The sequence below is a fragment of the Actinomadura sp. 3N407 genome (assembly GCF_052245875.1).
Lineage (GTDB): Bacteria > Actinomycetota > Actinomycetes > Streptosporangiales > Streptosporangiaceae > Spirillospora.
Window position 1 is genome coordinate 273775 of sequence record NZ_JBQQBP010000001.1, and the last position, 16765, is coordinate 290539.

Genomic DNA, 16765 nt, shown 5'->3' on the forward strand with positions numbered 1-16765 from the left:
CCGCCGGCCGCGCCACCTGAAGCGCGCCACCGGCGGCACCGCCGAAGCCGCGCCGATGAAAGCCGCACCGATGAGCCGGGTCACCGGACAAGCCCGTTACCGAAAGGCCGCGTGAATGAAGCAGGGCACTCAGACAAGGAGCGACATGTCCCCCGGGCAGGGGGGCCTCGTCGAGGTCGCGTTCGACCCGATCACCCGGATCATCGGCAACCTCGGCATCTACACCAAGATCGACTTCGCGAACCGGGAGGTGGCCGAGTGCAAGAGCACCTCGTCCATCTTCCGCGGCTACAGCGTGTTCATGAAGGGCAAGGATCCCCGCGACGCGCACTTCATCACCAGCCGCATCTGCGGCATCTGCGGCGACAACCATGCGACCTGCTCCGTCTACGCACAGAACATGGCGTACGGGGTCAAGCCGCCGCCGCTCGCCGACTGGATCATCAACCTCGGCGAGGCCGCCGAGTTCATGTTCGACCACACGATCTTCCAGGACAACCTGGTGTTCGTCGACTTCTGCGAACGGATGGTCGCCGAGACGAACCCGGGCCTTCTGGCGACGGCCAAGAACACCGAGGCGCCGCGCGGTTCCGTTCACGGCTTCCGCACGATCGCCGACCTGATGGCCGCGTTCAACCCGTTCGAGGGGTCGGTCTACAAGGAAGCCCTGCAGCTGAGCCGCATCACCCGTGAGATGTGCTGCCTGATGGAGGGACGGCACGTCCACCCGTCCACGCTGTATCCGGGCGGCGTCGGCACGGTCGCGACACCGCAGGTGTTCACCGACTATCTCGTCCGGCTGACCCGCTGCCTCGACTTCATCAAGCGGGCCGTCGCGATGAACGACGACGTCTTCGACTTCTTCCTCGACGCGGTGCCCGGCTACGACCAGGTGGGTCGGCGGCGGACGCTGCTCGGCTGCTGGGGCGCGTTCCAGAATCCCGACGTCGTCGACTACGACTACCGGCACATGTCCGAGTGGGGACGCGCCGCGTTCGTCACGCCGGGCATCGTCGTGGACGGCCGGCTCGTCACGACCGACCTGGTCGACATCAACCTCGGCATGCGGATCCTGCTGGGCAGCTCGTACTACGACGACTGGGCCAACGAGGAGACGTTCGTCAAGGAGGACCCGCTCGGCAACCCCATCGACAAGCGGCACCCGTGGAACCAGACGACGCTGCCGCATCCGCAGAAACGCGACCTCGACGGCGGGAAGTACAGCTGGGTCGTCAGCCCGCGCTGGCTCGACCCGTCCTCCGGCGACCACCTGGCCCTCGACACCGGCGGCGGGCCGCTCGCCCGGCTGTGGGCGACCGCGCTGGCCGGTGAGGTGAACACGCCGTACGTGCGCTCGACCGGGCACAGCGTCCAGATCGACCTGCCGAAGACGCCGGGCATGCCGGAGGTCAACCTGGAGTGGACGCCGCCGAAGTACGCCAACACCATCGAACGCGACCGGGCCCGCGCGTACTTCATCGCCTACTCGGCGGGGATGGCGCTGCACTTCGCCGAGCAGGCCCTCAACGAGGTCCGCGCCGGGCGGACGAAGGTGTTCACCGACTTCGACGTCCCGGACGAGGCCATCGGCGTCGGGTTCCACGAGGCCGTCCGGGGCGTGCTGTCGCATCACCTCGTCATCCGCGACCGCAAGATCGCGAACTACCAGCCGTACCCGCCGACGCCGTGGAACGCCAGCCCGCGCGACTCCAACGGCGTGCCCGGCCCGTACGAGGACGCCGTCCAGGGGATGCCGATCTTCGAGGAGAACGGCCCGGACGACTTCAAGGGCATCGACATCATGCGGACCGTCCGCAGCTTCGACCCGTGCCTGCCGTGCGGAGTGCACATGTACGTCGGCAACGGCCGGACGATCGAGCAGCGCCACTCGCCGATGTTCGGTGAGCAGTCGCAGTACGGGCAGGTCTGATGGGCTGGGACGACGAGCGCGTGCGCGAGCACGTCCGGCACCTCGAGGGGCTGCTCGGTCGGCTCGACCCGGCCGCCGCCCCGGCCGTCCAGGCCCTGGTGGAGCTGTACGGGGAGGCCCTCGACCGGGTCGTGCGGCTCGCCGCGGACGCGGCGCCCGCCCTGATCGGGGACGAGCTGATCGCCCACCTGCTGCTCATGCACGGCCTGCATCCGGAAACCGCGGAAACGCGGGTGCGGCGGGCGCTCGGCGGGCTGGAGGGGTTCCTGGCCGAGCACCGCACGTCGGTGGAGGTCGCGGGGATCGAGGGCCCGGCCGTCCGGCTGAGCGTCGCGACCGAGGGCCGCGCCGCCGCGCCCCGCCCGGTGATGGACGCGGTCGAGCGGGCGGTACGGGCCGCGGCGCCGGAACTGGAGCGCGTCGACGTCGATGCGCCCGCGCCGGAGCCGGTGCTGATCACGCTCGATCAGCTGCGGAGCCGCGTATGACGTCCGGGCTGTCCACCCCGCGGCTGGCGGCGCTGGCCGGCGCACCGTCCTCCCCTCCGCCGGCGCAGGCCGAAGCGGGGGCCGGGGCCGGGGCCGCCGAGCGCGCCGAGAGGTGCGAACTGTGCGCCGAGCCTCTGCCCGGCGCCCACCGGCACCTCCTCGACCTGGAGAAGGACGACCTGCTGTGCGCGTGCGGGGCGTGCACCATCCTGTTCGACGACCAGTCGGCGGGCGGGCGGCACTACCGGCTCGTCCCGGACGAGCGGCGGGAGCTGACCGGCTTCCATCTGGACGGGCCCCTGTGGGCGGCCCTCGGGATCCCGGTCGACCTGGCGTTCTTCTCCGTGAGCGCGCTGGGGGAGGTGTCGGCCCGCTATCCGAGCCCGGCCGGTGCGCTGCACGCGGCCGTCCACCCCGACAGCTGGCGGCGGCTGGTGGAGGCCAACCCCGTCCTGGCGGACCTGCGCGCGGACGTGCAGGCGCTCGTCGTCCACCGGGCGAGGCGGGCGGCCGAGCACTGGATCCTCCCGATCGACGACTGCTACCGGCTGACCGCCCTGCTGCGCGAGCACTGGACCGGCTTCGGCGGCGGCGACGCGGTCTGGGACCACATCAGCGGCTTCTTCGAAGAGATGAGGGGAGAACGATGATCAAGGTCGGCAAACCCGACGTCCGGCCCGACAAGCCGTCGCACGTCAAGGGCGTCCCCGAGGGCAACAGCACCGGCAACTACGAGAAGCAGGACGGGCATCTGCCGGACGGCACCTCGACCGCGCGCCGCTCCACCGGGATCGACGCGTCCGCCCGGGGACCGATCCTGGACTCGATGCCGAACCTGTCGCCGGCATGAGCGGGGCACCGGAGCTGGGCCTCGACCTGCTCGGCATCGAGGCGGAGACGTTCGCGGCGACGCCGACGCTGAACCTGCGGGTCGGGCTGCGGCGGCTGGACGGCGGGCCCGTCCAGTGCGTCCTGCTCACCACGACCGTCACGATCGCGGCGGCGCGCCGCGACTACGACGACGTCGAGCGGGAGCGGCTCGCCGGCGTGTTCGGCGAGCCGGACATGTGGGAGAGGTCGCTGCACGGGCTGACGTGGGGACGCGTCGGCGCGACCGTGCCGACGTTCCGCGGCGAGGCGGAGGTGACGCTCGCGCTGGCGTGCGGGCACGACATGCAGGTCGCGGCCGACCGCTACCTGCACGCGCTGCGCGGCGGCGACGTCCCGCTCGACCTCACGTTCAACGGCACCGTGTTCTACCCGGACGAGGACGGGAGGCTGCGCACCGGGCAGATCCCGTGGCATCACGAGGCCACCGGCCTGCTCCCCGTCCAGGCGTGGCGGGACCTGATGGACCGCTACTACGGGTCCGCCCGCTGGCTTCGCCTGGACGACGGCTGCTTCGGCCGTCTGGCCGCCTACCGGGCACGGCGGGCCCACTCCTCCTTCGACGACACGGTCGACGAGCTTCTCCGCCGGGCCGAGGCGCTGCGTGCGGACGAGGACCTGCGCGAGGAGGAAGAGTGGACTGCGTGAGGGCGGTCGCAGACGTCGTCCTTTACGAGGGCTATCTTCTGTGGCCCTACCGGCGGTCCGCGCTGAAGAACCAGCGGAGGTGGACGATCGGCGGCGTCTATCCGCGCCCGTACGCCGAGCGGACCGGCGACCGTTCGACGGTCCGCGCCGAGTTCCTCATGGACACCACGGGCTCCGACCCGGACGTCGAGTTCACGCTGCGGTTCCTGCACGCGGTGCACCGCCAGGTCATGGACGGCGACGCCCCGGTGGACGAGCTCCGCGTCGGCGACGAGACGTTCACGACGTGGCAGGAGGCCCGCGAACGCGAGATCACGAGCGGCCGGGTCTCCGTGGCGCGTCTTCTCCGTACCCCCGTCCGGGTCCCGGTCGCCGTGGCGGCGGGGGCCGAGGACGAGGCGATCGGCGGCACCGCCCGGTTCACGCGCCTGTGGCGGCGGGTGGACGGGACGATCGAGCTCTCGGCCGCCGAGGCCGGGGACGGCGCCGTGCGGCTGCGGGCCGAGGTCGTCAACACCGGTGCCGCCGAAGACCGCGACGCCGCCGTCCACGCGGGCATGCTGTGCGCCCACGTGGTGGCGCGGGCGGGCGGCGGCGCGGCGTTCGCCTCGCTGACCGACCCGCCCGAGCGGATGGCCGAAGCCGCCGCCTCGTGCGTGAGCGACGGGCTGTGGCCGGTGCTCGCGGGCACGCCGGGAAGCCACGACACCGTCCTCGCCGCGCCGATCGTCCTCTACGACTGGCCGCAGGTCGCGCCGGAGAGCCCGGGGGACATGTTCGACGGCACCGAGATCGACCGGCTGCTGATACTCAGCGTGCTCAGCCTCAGCGACGACGAGCGGCGGGAGATGGCGGCCACCGACCCGAGGGCGGCGCAGATCCTGGAACGCTGCGGCGCGCTCTCGTCCGGCGAACTGCTCACGCTCCACGGCGCCATGCGCGACCCGCGGAGGGACGTCTGGTGAGCGGGGACGGCAGGGCCGTCGTGGACGGGAGGGAGATGGCGCCGGGCAGCCGCGTCCGGCTGCGCCCGCGCGGCGGCGCGGACATCTTCGACCTCGCCCTCGTCGGCCGCACCGCCACCGTCGAGCGCGTCGAGGAGGACATGGAGGGCGGCCTGCACCTGGTCGTCGCGGTCGACGACGACCCCGGCCGGGCGCTCGGCGCCCGCAACCAGCTCGGGCACCGCTTCTTCGTCGGCCTGGACGAGGTCGAGCCGCTGCCGGTGGACGGGCCGTCCCGCGCGGTGCTCGTCGCGGGCATCGGGAACGTGTTCCACGGCGACGACGCCTTCGGCGTCGAGGTCGTCCGGCGGCTGATGACCCGCCCCATGCCGCCCGGCGTGGACGTGACCGACTTCGGCATCCGCGGCATCGACCTCATGTACGCGCTCGGCGACGGCTACGAGACCGTCGTCCTGGTCGACGCGTCGGCGCGCGGCCACGCACCGGGCACCGTCTCGCTCATCGAACCGGACACCCGCGATCCGGGCGGCTTCGGCTTCGGCACCGCCGTGGACGCGCACGGGCTCGACCCCGCGAAGGTGCTGCGGCTCGCCCGGGACAACGGCCGGGTGCCCGACCGGATCCTGCTGGTCGCGTGCGAGCCGTCGTCGCAGACCACGGACGCCACATGGGAGATGGAACTCAGCGCGCCGGTCAGCGCGGCCGTGGACGAGGCCGTCGAGCTGATCGAGGGGCTGCTGGCGAAGGAACTCGCATAGGGACCCGCGAAGGAGGGAGAGGGGAATGCGAAAGGGAATCCATATCGGCCCGGGAGCGGTCCGCACGGTGATCACGCTGTTCGCGGTGGCCCTGGTCGTCGTGCTCGTCAAGGAGATGCCGGCGATGCGCCGGTACATGAGGGCCGAAACGATGTGAACGGACGCCCATGACGACGATCGACAAGCAGTTGATCGGCTATCTGAAGGACGCGCACGCGCTGCAGGAACATGTGGAGGCGGCGCTGAGCGAGCTGCTGACCACGGCGGCGGACGAGCCGGACATGCGCCGGCCGCTCGGCCACTACGCCGAACGGTCCCGCGCGCACACGCGGGAGATCGAGGCGCGGCTGAGGGCGCACGGGTCCGCCCCGTCCCTCGTCCGGGACGCGGGAATGCTGTTCGCGGCGGTGGTCGAGGCGGGCCTCGGCCGCAGCCGCCGCGACACCGCCGGCAAGCACATGCGGGACGCCTACGTCGCCGTCCACCTGCAGATCGCGGCCGGGGAGATGCTGCGGCGCGTCGCCGAGCGCGCCGGGGACGGGGAGACCGTGGCGGTGGCGAGGGCGATGTGCGACGACGCGTACGGGATGTCGCGTGGACTGTCCGACCGCTGGGACCTCGCCGTGGACATGTCGCTCAGGCAGCACGGCGTCAGGGACGTCCCGCCGGCGCCCGGAGGTGACGCCCGATGACCGTCACGGTGACGGAGGTCTTCCGGCGCCGCGCCGAACCCGGTGCGGCGCTCGCCGGTGACGCCGGCACGATCGCCGCGGCCTGCCACGCGATGGCGGCGCGGTTCCACCGCGGGGGCCGGCTGTTCACGTTCGGCAACGGCGGCGCGGCCACCGACGCCCAGCATGTGGCGGTCGAGTTCGTCCATCCGGTGATCGTGGGGAAGCGGGCGCTGCCCGCGCTGTCGCTCACCGGCGACGTCGCGACCCTCACCGGCATCGGCCGGCACAGCGGGTTCGACGACATCTTCGCGCACCAGCTCCGCTGCTTCGGCGGCGCCGACGACATGGCGTTCGGGATCTCGCCGGACGGCCGGTGCGGCAACGTGCTGCGCGGGCTGGAGAGCGCCCGGGACCTCGGGATGCTCACGGTCGCGCTGGCCGGAGGCGACGGGGGAGCCGTCGCCGCGGCGGCCGACCATGTGGTGACGGTGCCCTCCACCGATCCGCGCGTCGTCAAGGAAGTGCACGTCACGGCGTACCACATGCTCTGGGAGCTGGTTCACGTGTTCTTGGAGCATCCGGACGTGCTCAGCCGGGAGGCGGTCACTTGACTTCGCCGTCAGGAGGCCGGGACTGTGCCGGCGACCACTGCGTGACGTGCTCGGACGAGGCCGTCCCGGTACGGGTCCTGCGGATACGGGACGGCGGCCTCGCCGACGTCGACGCCGGGGACGGGCGCATCGAAGAGGTCAGCGTGGCACTGGTGGACGCCGCGGCCGGCGACATCGTGCTCGTTCATGCCAAGGAGGCGATCGGGGTCGTGACATGACCGAAATGCAGCAGCTCTACCCGTTCCTGTACGCGGGCGGCTCGGGACTGGACACCCTCATGGACGACGTCCGCCGCTCGACCGCCGACAAGGCGAACGACATCGTCCGGCTGCGCGAGACCGTCCTGGAGGAGCACGGCGAGGACCTCGTGGCCTGCGCCGCCCGGATGGCGGACGCGTTCCGCTCCGGCGGGCGGCTGTTCACGTTCGGCAACGGCGGCAGCTCGACCGACGCGCAGGACGTCGCCGCGCTGTTCCTCAACCCGGGTGATCCCGGGACGCCGCTGCCCGCGCTGGCCCTCACGACCGACGTCGCCGTGGTCACCGCGCTGTCCAACGACATCGGGTTCGAGGTGGTGTTCGCCCGGCAGCTCGCCGCGTTCGGACGTCCCGGCGACATCGCGCTCGCGCTGTCGACGAGCGGAAACTCCGACAACCTGATCGCCGCGCTGCGGGAGGCGGGACGGCGCGGCATGGTCACGGTCGGCCTCGCCGGATACACCGGCGGCCAGATGGCCGAGGAACCGGGGCTGCACCACCTGTTCGTCGTGCCGTCGTCGTCCGTCCACCGCGTCCAGGAGGCGCAGACGACCATCTACCACGCCCTGTGGGAACTGACTCAACGTGAACTGACGCGGGAGGCCGTCTGATGTGCCTGGCGATACCGGGCGAGATCGTGGAGATCATGCCGGACCGTCCGCTGGCGACGGTCGACGTCACCGGCGTCCGGCGGGCCGTCAACATCGGCCTGCTCGACGGGGAGCGGCTCGCCGCCGGCGACTGGGTCCTCATCCATGTCGGCTTCGCCATGTCCAAGATCGACGAGGAGGAGGCGAAGGCCACGCTGCGGATGCTCGAAGGCATCGGCGACGCCTACGACGACGAGATCGACGCACTGCGGGAATCGAGGATCGACTGATGCGCTTCGTCGACGAGTACCGGGACGCGGAGAAGGCGCGGGCGCTCGCCGCCTCCATCGCGTCCCTGTGCGAGCCCGGCCGGCACTACAAGTTCATGGAAGTGTGCGGGGGCCACACCCACACCATCTACAAGCACGGCCTGGAGGACTACCTCCCGGAGAACATCTCGCTCGTGCACGGCCCCGGCTGCCCGGTGTGCGTGATCCCGATGGGCCGGGTGGACGACGCCGTCCACATCGCGTCCCAGCCGGACGTCATCATGACGTCGTTCGGCGACATGATGCGGGTACCGGGCGGAGACGGCTCGTTCTTCGACGCGAAGGCCGCCGGCGCCGACATCCGGATGGTCTACTCGCCACTGGACGCGCTGAAGATCGCCCAGCAGAACCCCTCGCGGCGGGTCGTCTTCATGGGGATCGGTTTCGAGACCACCGCCCCGTCCACCGCGATGACCGTGCTGCGCGCGGCCGCCCAGGGCGTCGGGAACTTCTCGGTCTTCAACAACCACGTGACGATCCTCCCGGCGATCAAGGCCATCCTCGACTCGCCGGACCTGCGGCTCGACGGCTTCATCGGGCCCGGCCACGTCTCCACCGTCATCGGCTGCCGCCCGTACTCGTTCATCACCGGCGACTACGGCAGACCGCTGGTCGTCGCGGGATTCGAGCCGCTGGACGTCCTCCAGTCGGTCCACATGCTGCTGACCCAGCTCGCCGACGGCCGCTCCGAGGTCGAGAACCAGTACGGCCGGGTCGTCCCCTGGGACGGCAACGCCAAGGCGCTGCAGGTCATCGGCCAGACCATGGAACTGCGCCCCTATTTCGAATGGCGCGGCCTCGGCTTCATCTCGCACTCCGCGCTCCGCATGAAGGACGAGTACGCGGCCTTCGACGCCGAACGCGTCTTCGACATTCCGGGCGGCCGCGTCGCCGACCCCAAGGCGTGCCAGTGCGGCGAAGTCCTGAAGGGCGTCCTGAAACCGTGGGAGTGCAAGGTGTTCGGGACCGCCTGCACACCGGAGACGCCCATCGGAACCTGCATGGTCTCGTCCGAGGGCGCCTGCGCCGCCTACTACAACTTCGGCCGCTTCACCCGGGAGCGCGTCCAGGAGGCCACCCGCGTCAAGGAGGCGACATCGTGACGATCCGCGAAGAGCAGGTCCTCGAACGCATCGACCGAGCCCGCAACGCCAGACCACGCCTCCGCGAGGACACCGTCACGCTCGCGCACGGCTCCGGCGGCAAGGCCACCCACACCCTGGTCGAGACCGTCTTCCGCGAGGCGTTCGGCAACCCCGTCCTCGACCGGCTGGACGACTCCGCGCACTTCGCCGTGAACGGCACCCGCCTCGCCTTCACCACCGACTCCTACGTCGTCTCGCCGCTGTTCTTCCCCGGCGGCGACATCGGCGACCTGGCCGTCAACGGAACCGTCAACGACCTGGCCGTCTCCGGCGCGACGCCGCTGCACCTGTCAGCCGGATTCATCCTCGAAGAGGGCTTCCCGATCTCCGACCTGCGCCGCATCACCGAGTCGATGCGCCTCGCCGCCGAGGCCGCCGGCGTGGACATCGTCACGGGCGACACCAAGGTCGTCCAGCGCGGAAGGGCCGACGGCTGCTACATCAACACCGCCGGCGTCGGCATCGCCCATTCCGCGCCGGCCGACATCCGGCCGGGCGACGCGGTCCTCGTCACCGGCCCGATCGGCGAACACGGCGTCACGGTCATGCTGGCGCGCGGCGAACTCGACATCGAGGCCGACCTGACGTCCGACACCGCGCCGCTGAACTGCCTGCTCGCCGACGTCCGCGACGCCTGCCCCGGCGCCGTCCGCCGCATGCGCGACGCCACCCGCGGGGGCGTGGCGACCGTGCTCAACGAACTGGCGTCGGACTCCGGCACGGCCGTGGTGGTCGACGAGTCCAGCGTCCCCGTGCGTCCCGCCGTGCGCGGCGCCTGCGAACTCCTCGGCATAGACCCGATGTACGTGGCCTGCGAAGGCCGCGCCGTGATCGTCGTCGCCGCCGAGGCGGAGGAAGCGGCCCTGTCCGCCCTGCAAGCCCATCCACTGGGCCGGGACGCCGCCGTGATCGGTCACGTGCGCGACGACCCGCCCGGCCTCGTCCTCCTGAAAACCGCCTTCGGAGGCACCCGCATAGCGGACCTCCTGGTAGGCGACCCCCTGCCCCGCATCTGCTGACCCGCTGCGACCTGTGATCAGGCGAGCTTGAACGAGGACACGATCTGTTCGGCGGCGGGCGGCATGGTGCCCTGCTCGGCCTCCAGCTTGACGAAGCAGTAACGCTCGTCGGAGACGGGGACGTTGACCTCGATCTGGTCGGTGGTGATCCCGTCGCTTCCGGTGCTGGTGTTGGTCATCTTGAACCCGGGTTTCCCGCTGACGGCGAGATCGGTGATCTCGGCGCCCCGGTTGAGTCTGCGCGCCTTCTCCTTCAGGGTCTCCAGTTCGGTGCCGATGATGCCGCCCCTGTCGCATCCGGCGGCCAGGTTCGGCGCGAAACCGGACGTGACGGACGAGTCGACCCCCCACACCATGCCGAGTTTCTTCTGCTCGCCCATCAGTTCCTTGATGAGCTCACCGCGGGCGCCGGACAAGTGGAAGGAGGTCTGCACCACAGGAGAGGTGTCCTGGGTGGGGTCGACCTGCTTCCATCCCTCCGGAAGGTTGACCGTGACGCCGGTGTTCGCGCCGCCGACGGGCGTTCCGCCGCCGCCCTGCGGCTCCGCGGCCACCGTGGGGCTCGCCGAGCCGCCTTGGGAGGTGCCGGGCTCATCCTTGTCCGAACCCGAGCAACCGGCCAGGGCCAGCAGCGCCAGGCTCAACACACCGGGGGTGATCAGTCGAGAAGGGAACACGGGGCCTCTTTCTTTCGCGGGCGGTTGCACATGCGAATCATCAAGAACGCCTTATCTCACAGGGACTGAGATGCCGTCATCCCATGAGAGGTTCGCATACGTTAACAGAATTTGCATCAGCTAATCTGCCTGTGGTGGATTCGTCGACCCCTGTGGCCCCTCCGGTGGGTCACCGCACCCGCCCGAGGCCGACCGCGACCAGGCGATCGACCGGCATGCCGACACCTCCGCGCGACGAGGCGCTACCAGTCCCGGACGGCGTTCACTCCCGATTCGAGGCTCTCGCGTGCCCATGCCAGGTCCGGGCCGTGGGCGGCTTCGGCCTCGTCCACGATGTGGTCGAGGGCGGCGAACAGGTCCTCCCGCTCCTCGGTCTCGATGAAGGGCACGCGGCCGTCCAGCGTGTTGAACGCCTCGCCGTACTGCCGCCCGATCTCGACCAGCCGAGCCGGCCGGTCACCGGTGGGATCGCCGGAGAGCACGGCCACGACGGCCCGCCGCGTCGACTTGTACTGCGCGACGGCCTTCCTGAACCGCGCGCCGCTGATGTGCCCGCGGCCGTCCCAGTGGCGCAGCGGGTTGTCCCGGTTCTCCGCGACCCATTCGGGCGTGCGGGCGCCGCGGATGTCGACATGGGTGCCGTTGGGCATCTCAGGGCGCCAGGTCGAGCGCATCGCGGTGGCGTACTCGGCGGGGACGCTGTAGAGGAGCAGTGACTCCAGCGCGGGGACGCCCCGGGGAAGCAAGCGGTCGTCCCGGCCCATCCCGAACAGGTCGACGATGTGGATCCTTTGCAACGACCCCAGTTCGTTGAGGGCGGCCGCCCCCGACAGCAGGCCGAGATCGCCCCTCAACGTCAGACCTGCCAGGTTCGGGAACCGCCGGACGAGCCGGCCACAGTCGAGCGACTCGATGCCACGGACGTTCAGGATCCGGATATCGGTGTGCGGTTCGTCCGGCAGATCGAGCAGATCGTTGATCTCGGCGCCGGTGTAGTCCGCCACCCGCGGGTCGGCGGGGTCGGTGTGGACGCCGCCGTCCCAGCGTCGCTGCCGGGCGAGCTGGTCGCCGAGCCTCCAGCCTGTGGAGTAACCGAGTGACGGCTCGTCGTGCAACAGCGGCAGGGCCCCGATGACCTTGTAGCTGCGCGGGAGAACCCATTCGTAGTTGCAGTAGGACAGGGCGCCGCCCCAGGAGTGGTGAGTCAGCCTGAGCGGCGAGACGTCACCGAGATCGGCCACGGAAGCGGGCTCGGGACCGGACCAGTCCAGTTCGAGCACCGCCGCCCTCGCATCGGCGGCGTCGACACGAATGATCTGTGCGGCCGTCCACTCGGCGAGAGCGATCGAGTAGGCGGCCACGACGTCACCCGCCGCGATCGGCCGGGGAGGCGTGGTGGCCCGGTTCCTGCCGGCCATGAAGTGATCATAAGCGGCGCGGAAGGCCGAGGGAGGCCAGGCGCCCACGGCGCGGGCCGCATGTCACATTCCAGGGCCCCGGCTGCTCTCAGGAGGCGACCTCGATCCGAAGGGGAACGCACATGATCATGGTGACCGGGGCCTCCGGCATGGAACACGTGATTCTGCGGCCTCACATGTTCGCGACCAGCGCGGTCATCCTGTGGTCCGCCCAGATCCGCGCCGGGGACGTCGTCCGGGGGCCGTACCCGCGGGCCGCGCAGGCCCCGATCGACCCGCAAGACCTGGCGGAGGTCGCCGCCCGCGCACTGCTCACCGATGACCTGCTGGGACGGGAGCCGCAGCTGACCGGCCCGGAGTCACTCACCCTGGAGGAGATGGTCATCGCGATCGGCGAGCCGCTCGGCCGTCCGCTGCGCTATGAGGAGGTCCCACCGCAGGACGCGTTCGAGGTCATGACGGCCTTCGGCTACCCCGAGGAGCTTGTGGCGCCCTTTCTAGGGTTCATGGCGGGGAGCGTCGGACGGAAGGCGTTCACCAGCGACGAGGTGGAGCGGATCCTTGGCCGCCCCGCCCGCACCTTCCCGACATGGGCGGCAGACCACACGGAATCCTTCCGCTGACGGCCCAACCGGATCGCCTCCGCCGTCGGGTGTGACGGCGGAGGCGACCGAGCCGCTGACCGGACCACCAGAGGACACGCCGGCGACGGCGGTCAACCGGGAGCCGGTCGGTGTCGGCCGTGTGAGCTACCGGTTTCGCCCTTCGGCTCGTCACCGGCTGAGGCGTGTGCCCGATCGCCACCGGCGCCGATGTGGGGATAGTGCAGATCGAAGGCGGGCCGTTCGGAACGGATGCCGGGGATGAAGGCGAAGTTGTGGCGTGGCGGTGGGCAGGAGGTGACCCATTCCAGCGAATTTCCGTAGCCCCAGGGGTCGTCGACGTGCACGTCCTGTCCTTTGCGGGCCGTGCGCCAGACGTTCCACAGGAACGGGAAGGTCGACAGGCCCAGCAGCGCGGCACCGGCGGAGGAGACCAGGTTGAGGGTGGTGAACTCGTCGGGGTAGTCGGCGTACCGGCGGGGCATGCCGTTGGCGCCGAGCAGGTGCTGGACCAGGAAAGTGGTGTGGAAGCCGATGAACAGCATCCAAAAATGGATCTTGGACAGCCGTTCGTCGAGCATCTTTCCGGTCATCTTGGGCCACCAGAAGGAGAATCCGGCGAACATGGCGAACACCACGGTGCCGAAAAGGACGTAGTGGAAGTGCGCGACGACGAAGTATGAGTCGTGGGTGTGGAAGTCCAGCGGCGGTGAGGCCAGGATCACGCCGGTGAGCCCGCCGAACAGGAAGGTGAACAGGAACCCCAGCGCCCACAGCATCGGGGCCTGGAGGACGATCTGCCCGCGCCACAGGGTGCCGACCCAGTTGAAGAACTTGATGCCGGTAGGGACGGCGATCAGGAAGGACAGGAAGGAGAAGAACGGCAGCAGCACCCGCCCGGTGGCGAACATGTGGTGGGCCCACACCGTCATCGACAGGCCGGTGATCGTGATGGTGGCGAAGACCATGCCGACGTAGCCGAACAGGGGTTTGCGGCTGAAGACGGGGATGACCTCGGTGATGATGCCGAAGAACGGCAGCGCGACGATGTAGACCTCGGGGTGGCCGAAGAACCAGAACAGGTGCTGCCACAGCAGCGCGCCCCCGTGCTCGGGATCGTAGATGTGGGCGTCCAGGTTGCGGTCGGCCCAGAGCGCGGCGAGGGCGGCGGCCAGCACGGGGAAGGCCAGCAGCACGAGGATCGAGGTGAACAGCACGTTCCAGGTGAAGATCGGCATCCGGAACATGGTCATGCCGGGGGCGCGCATGCCGATGATGGTGGTGATGAAGTTGACCGCGCCCAGGATCGTGCCGAACCCCGACATGATCAGGCCCGCGGTCCACAGGTCCCCGCCCTCTTCCGGGGAGCGAATCTCGTCCGACAGGGGCGGATAGCCGGTCCAGCCGAAGCTGGCCGCGCCCTCGGTGGTCAGGAAGCCGGAAACGGCGATCAGGGCGCCGAAGAAGAACAGCCAGAAGCTGAGGGCGTTGAGCCGCGGGAAGGCCACGTCGGGGGCGCCGATCTGCAGAGGCATGATGACGTTGGCGAAACCCGCGAACAGCGGGGTGGCGAAGAAGAACATCATCATCGTGCCGTGCATGGTGAACAGCTGGTTGTACTGCTCGTTGCTCACCACCTGGAGCCCGGGCTGCGCCAGCTCCCCGCGGACCGCCATGGCCAGCAGCCCGGCCAGCGAGAAGAACCCGAACGAGGCGATGAGGTACAGGTAGCCGACCTTCTTGTGGTCGGTGGTGCTCAGCCACTCGGCCAGCACACGGCCCTTCGAGGCCCGCACCGGCGCGGTCAGTGATGTCGGCGGCTCACCGGCCGGCCGCTTCACATCCGTCACAGCACACTCCTTGAGTCAGGCGATTGACCGTGTACGGGCCGCGCCTCGTTTCAGCACGGGGTCGGCGGGGACGGCCGGGTCGGCCCTGGCTGAGCGGAACGATCCCTCGGGTCACGCGTCGGTGGGCCGGGGTGCCGTCCCGCGGATTCCGGGGTCCGCGAGGGCGCCATGGCGGCGGTGGTGGCCTGCGCACCGTTGGGGGTGGCTCGGCAGGGCTGCCGCATCAGCATGGTGACGGCCGCCAGCATGAAGCTGACCCCCGCCAGCATCACCGCCGCCACGACCACCGCCACCCGGGGCGGCCGCCACGTGAGCCCCGCGTCCCTTTCCTGCGCGGTGAACTCGGCCAGCTGCCGATTCAGCCGCGGATCCTGCCGAGTGAGGTCGGCGTCGAGCCGCCGCAGCACCGTCCGCTCGTACTCCGACAAGCCCATTGCCCATCACTCCCGGTCCCCAGTGCGTCACATGGCCGGCTGGTGTCCTGCCTGTGCGATCGCCGGTGAGGCGACATCGCCGAGCAGACGTGGTGCGCCGTCACGGTGATGTCGCGGTGGCTGCTGCTCTTACCGCCGACATCGCCTGCAAACCTGACCGGTCGACAAGAGCGCAGCACGGAAACGCAGCAGGGATGGACGGCGATAGGACACCCCGGGCTTACCCAGCTCCATTGAGCAAACAGGTCCGGAGAACATAAAGATTCGGCGGTACATCCGTAAACGGGCGGGCCCTACCGCGTCACCTCGTTCCCGTGCGCCGCGGACTTCTGATCACGCGGTCCGCCACGAAATCACGTTCATGATGTAGGGAAGGTTTCACCGCGCTCCGGCATCTTGATCGGCAGGCGCCTAAGAGGGGTGCCCTCGAATCGGGCTTGTTGACTTTGCGCCGCATGTCCGGCGTGTAAGGTCGACCACATGACGGCAGAGTCACCGGCGCAGACTGTGCAACGCTTGTTCCCGCTGCTCGCCGAGGGGAAGAGTGCGGAGGCGGCGGCGCTGTTCGCTGACTCGGTGTCGTTCTCGATCCCGCATCCGCCGGGCATTCCGTGGGTACCGGAGGTCGACTCGGCGGAGGGCATGCGGACGTTCTTCGAGCTGCTGCAGACCCATGTGCAAGGCAAGGAGTTCGACCTCCACCAGGTCATCGCCGAGGGCGACGATGTGGTGCTCATCGGGCGCATGGTCTCCGAGGTCAAGAAGACGGGCCGGGACATCGACACCGCGTTCGCCCTGCACACCACGGTCCGGGACGGGCGGATCACCCGCTACCACCTCTATGAGGACAGCTACGCCGTTGCCAGGGCCTACTTCGACGACTGATCGTCCGGCCGGCCCGCCGCCCGAGCACGGCCACTGCGGCACCGTGCGGGCCATGGCGTGGGCCGCGTCCCCCCGGCCGACCACCTGCGGCGCGTTGATCGATTGCGAGGGCCCGCAGTCCGGGCGGATGAGAGCTGACGCCGATCACTAGACCGTCCAGCCTGTGGCGAAGGCGTGCCAGAAAAACCATTGGCGACCGGCCTGACCATTCTCTTACCATCGGTCGTACCGATGCGGGGTGGTGCAACGGGAGCACACAGGTCTCATAAGCCTGAAGATGCGGGTTCGAATCCCGTCCCCGCCTCTAAGAAAGGCACGCTCGGGCCCGAGCGTCACTGGCCGTCGGTGCCGCGGACGACGGTGTAGGTCGCGAGTTCGCCATGGCTCCGGCCAGACATCAGATCAGCAAGATCCTCGTCGCCTACCGCTGGCACGAGATCGCCGACATCTACGTGCACGAGGGAAGGGACAAGTACTGGAACAAGTTCCGCTACCTCAAAGTGCGGCTGCACTCCGGCAAGCGCCTTTCCCTCCCCGGTCTGGCCGAAACGGACTTCGATGTAGAGGAACTCCGCCAGATCCGCGAGGATCTTCTCC

The 16765-nt window shown here is 69.9% G+C and carries 21 protein-coding genes and 1 tRNA gene; 18 read left to right on the forward strand and 4 right to left on the reverse strand.

The features are described from left to right. Positions 1 to 145 precede the first annotated feature (145 nt). The 15 genes from ACTWPP_RS01235 to hypE are packed head-to-tail and all read left to right on the forward strand — an operon-like array spanning position 146 to position 10302. Positions 146 to 1930 carry a nickel-dependent hydrogenase large subunit gene (locus tag ACTWPP_RS01235; protein ID WP_443102139.1) on the forward strand — a complete coding sequence of 595 codons (1785 nt, stop codon included), beginning with the start codon at positions 146 to 148 and terminating at the stop codon, positions 1928 to 1930. Then, entirely contained in the window at positions 1930 to 2418 is a 489-nt protein-coding gene (locus ACTWPP_RS01240) for a hypothetical protein (RefSeq protein WP_443102140.1), read from the forward strand. The genes ACTWPP_RS01235 and ACTWPP_RS01240 overlap by 1 nt, the downstream gene beginning before the upstream one ends. Further along, on the forward strand, positions 2415 to 3068 hold the full coding sequence (locus ACTWPP_RS01245) for a DUF5947 family protein (RefSeq protein WP_443102141.1): 654 nt from the start codon (positions 2415 to 2417) through the stop codon (positions 3066 to 3068). The genes ACTWPP_RS01240 and ACTWPP_RS01245 overlap by 4 nt, the downstream gene beginning before the upstream one ends. After that, positions 3065 to 3268 carry a hypothetical protein gene (locus ACTWPP_RS01250; RefSeq protein ID WP_443102142.1) on the forward strand — a complete coding sequence of 68 codons (204 nt, stop codon included), beginning with the start codon at positions 3065 to 3067 and terminating at the stop codon, positions 3266 to 3268. The genes ACTWPP_RS01245 and ACTWPP_RS01250 overlap by 4 nt, the downstream gene beginning before the upstream one ends. Beyond that, the gene (locus ACTWPP_RS01255) at positions 3265 to 3954 is read left to right on the forward strand and encodes a DUF6084 family protein (RefSeq protein WP_443102143.1); all 690 of its coding nucleotides are present in this window, start codon (positions 3265 to 3267) and stop codon (positions 3952 to 3954) included. The genes ACTWPP_RS01250 and ACTWPP_RS01255 overlap by 4 nt, the downstream gene beginning before the upstream one ends. Further along, positions 3951 to 4919 carry a hypothetical protein gene (locus ACTWPP_RS01260; protein ID WP_443102144.1) on the forward strand — a complete coding sequence of 323 codons (969 nt, stop codon included), beginning with the start codon at positions 3951 to 3953 and terminating at the stop codon, positions 4917 to 4919. The genes ACTWPP_RS01255 and ACTWPP_RS01260 overlap by 4 nt, the downstream gene beginning before the upstream one ends. Then, positions 4916 to 5677: a hydrogenase maturation protease gene (locus ACTWPP_RS01265; RefSeq protein WP_443102145.1), complete on the forward strand. Its 762-nt coding sequence runs from the start codon at positions 4916 to 4918 to the stop codon at positions 5675 to 5677. The genes ACTWPP_RS01260 and ACTWPP_RS01265 overlap by 4 nt, the downstream gene beginning before the upstream one ends. 25 nt (positions 5678 to 5702) lie before the next feature. Continuing rightward, a complete protein-coding gene (locus ACTWPP_RS01270) occupies positions 5703 to 5834 on the forward strand; it encodes a DUF6893 family small protein (RefSeq protein ID WP_443102146.1) in 132 nt (43 codons plus the stop codon). Positions 5835 to 5844: 10 nt separating this feature from the next. Further along, positions 5845 to 6369 (forward strand): DUF892 family protein, encoded by a 525-nt coding sequence (locus tag ACTWPP_RS01275; protein WP_443102147.1) that lies wholly within the window; start codon positions 5845 to 5847, stop codon positions 6367 to 6369. Further along, on the forward strand, positions 6366 to 6962 hold the full coding sequence (locus ACTWPP_RS01280) for a D-sedoheptulose-7-phosphate isomerase (RefSeq protein ID WP_443102148.1): 597 nt from the start codon (positions 6366 to 6368) through the stop codon (positions 6960 to 6962). The genes ACTWPP_RS01275 and ACTWPP_RS01280 overlap by 4 nt, the downstream gene beginning before the upstream one ends. After that, a complete protein-coding gene (locus tag ACTWPP_RS01285) occupies positions 6959 to 7180 on the forward strand; it encodes a HypC/HybG/HupF family hydrogenase formation chaperone (protein WP_443102149.1) in 222 nt (73 codons plus the stop codon). The genes ACTWPP_RS01280 and ACTWPP_RS01285 overlap by 4 nt, the downstream gene beginning before the upstream one ends. Beyond that, the gene (locus ACTWPP_RS01290; RefSeq protein ID WP_443102150.1) at positions 7177 to 7830 is read left to right on the forward strand and encodes a D-sedoheptulose-7-phosphate isomerase; all 654 of its coding nucleotides are present in this window, start codon (positions 7177 to 7179) and stop codon (positions 7828 to 7830) included. Before ACTWPP_RS01285 ends, ACTWPP_RS01290 begins: the two co-directional genes overlap by 4 nt. After that, positions 7830 to 8099 (forward strand): HypC/HybG/HupF family hydrogenase formation chaperone, encoded by a 270-nt coding sequence (locus tag ACTWPP_RS01295; protein WP_443102151.1) that lies wholly within the window; start codon positions 7830 to 7832, stop codon positions 8097 to 8099. The genes ACTWPP_RS01290 and ACTWPP_RS01295 overlap by 1 nt, the downstream gene beginning before the upstream one ends. After that, a complete protein-coding gene (gene hypD / locus ACTWPP_RS01300) occupies positions 8099 to 9241 on the forward strand; it encodes a hydrogenase formation protein HypD (RefSeq protein WP_443102152.1) in 1143 nt (380 codons plus the stop codon). The genes ACTWPP_RS01295 and hypD overlap by 1 nt, the downstream gene beginning before the upstream one ends. Beyond that, complete coding sequence (gene hypE / locus ACTWPP_RS01305; protein WP_443102153.1) at positions 9238 to 10302, forward strand: hydrogenase expression/formation protein HypE; 1065 nt, start codon at positions 9238 to 9240, stop codon at positions 10300 to 10302. The genes hypD and hypE overlap by 4 nt, the downstream gene beginning before the upstream one ends. A gap of 17 nt (positions 10303 to 10319) precedes the next feature. On the opposite strand, the gene ACTWPP_RS01310 is transcribed toward hypE, so the two are convergent. Together ACTWPP_RS01310 and ACTWPP_RS01315 are read right to left on the reverse strand one after the other, a co-directional pair. Further along, a complete protein-coding gene (locus tag ACTWPP_RS01310) occupies positions 10320 to 10979 on the reverse strand; it encodes a hypothetical protein (RefSeq protein ID WP_443102154.1) in 660 nt (219 codons plus the stop codon). Between the two features lie 242 nt (positions 10980 to 11221). Then, positions 11222 to 12397, reverse strand: coding sequence for a hypothetical protein (locus tag ACTWPP_RS01315; protein WP_443102155.1), 1176 nt, complete (start codon positions 12395 to 12397; stop codon positions 11222 to 11224). 122 nt (positions 12398 to 12519) lie between these two features. Here ACTWPP_RS01315 and ACTWPP_RS01320 point away from each other — a divergent pair, with 122 nt between their 5' ends. After that, positions 12520 to 13020 carry a hypothetical protein gene (locus tag ACTWPP_RS01320; protein ID WP_443102156.1) on the forward strand — a complete coding sequence of 167 codons (501 nt, stop codon included), beginning with the start codon at positions 12520 to 12522 and terminating at the stop codon, positions 13018 to 13020. 92 nt (positions 13021 to 13112) lie between these two features. On the opposite strand, the gene ctaD is transcribed toward ACTWPP_RS01320, so the two are convergent. Further along, entirely contained in the window at positions 13113 to 14849 is a 1737-nt protein-coding gene (gene ctaD, locus ACTWPP_RS01325) for an aa3-type cytochrome oxidase subunit I (RefSeq protein WP_443102157.1), read from the reverse strand. A gap of 50 nt (positions 14850 to 14899) precedes the next feature. After that, positions 14900 to 15283, reverse strand: coding sequence for a DUF3040 domain-containing protein (locus ACTWPP_RS01330; protein ID WP_443102158.1), 384 nt, complete (start codon positions 15281 to 15283; stop codon positions 14900 to 14902). Positions 15284 to 15763: 480 nt separating this feature from the next. Between ACTWPP_RS01330 and ACTWPP_RS01335 the strand changes: the two genes are divergently transcribed. Together ACTWPP_RS01335 and ACTWPP_RS01340 are read left to right on the forward strand one after the other, a co-directional pair. Next, positions 15764 to 16168, forward strand: a complete 405-nt coding sequence (locus ACTWPP_RS01335; RefSeq protein ID WP_443102159.1) for a nuclear transport factor 2 family protein — start codon at positions 15764 to 15766, stop codon at positions 16166 to 16168. Positions 16169 to 16400: 232 nt separating this feature from the next. Continuing rightward, positions 16401 to 16472, forward strand: a tRNA-Met gene (locus tag ACTWPP_RS01340). Positions 16473 to 16765: the final 293 nt, after the last annotated feature.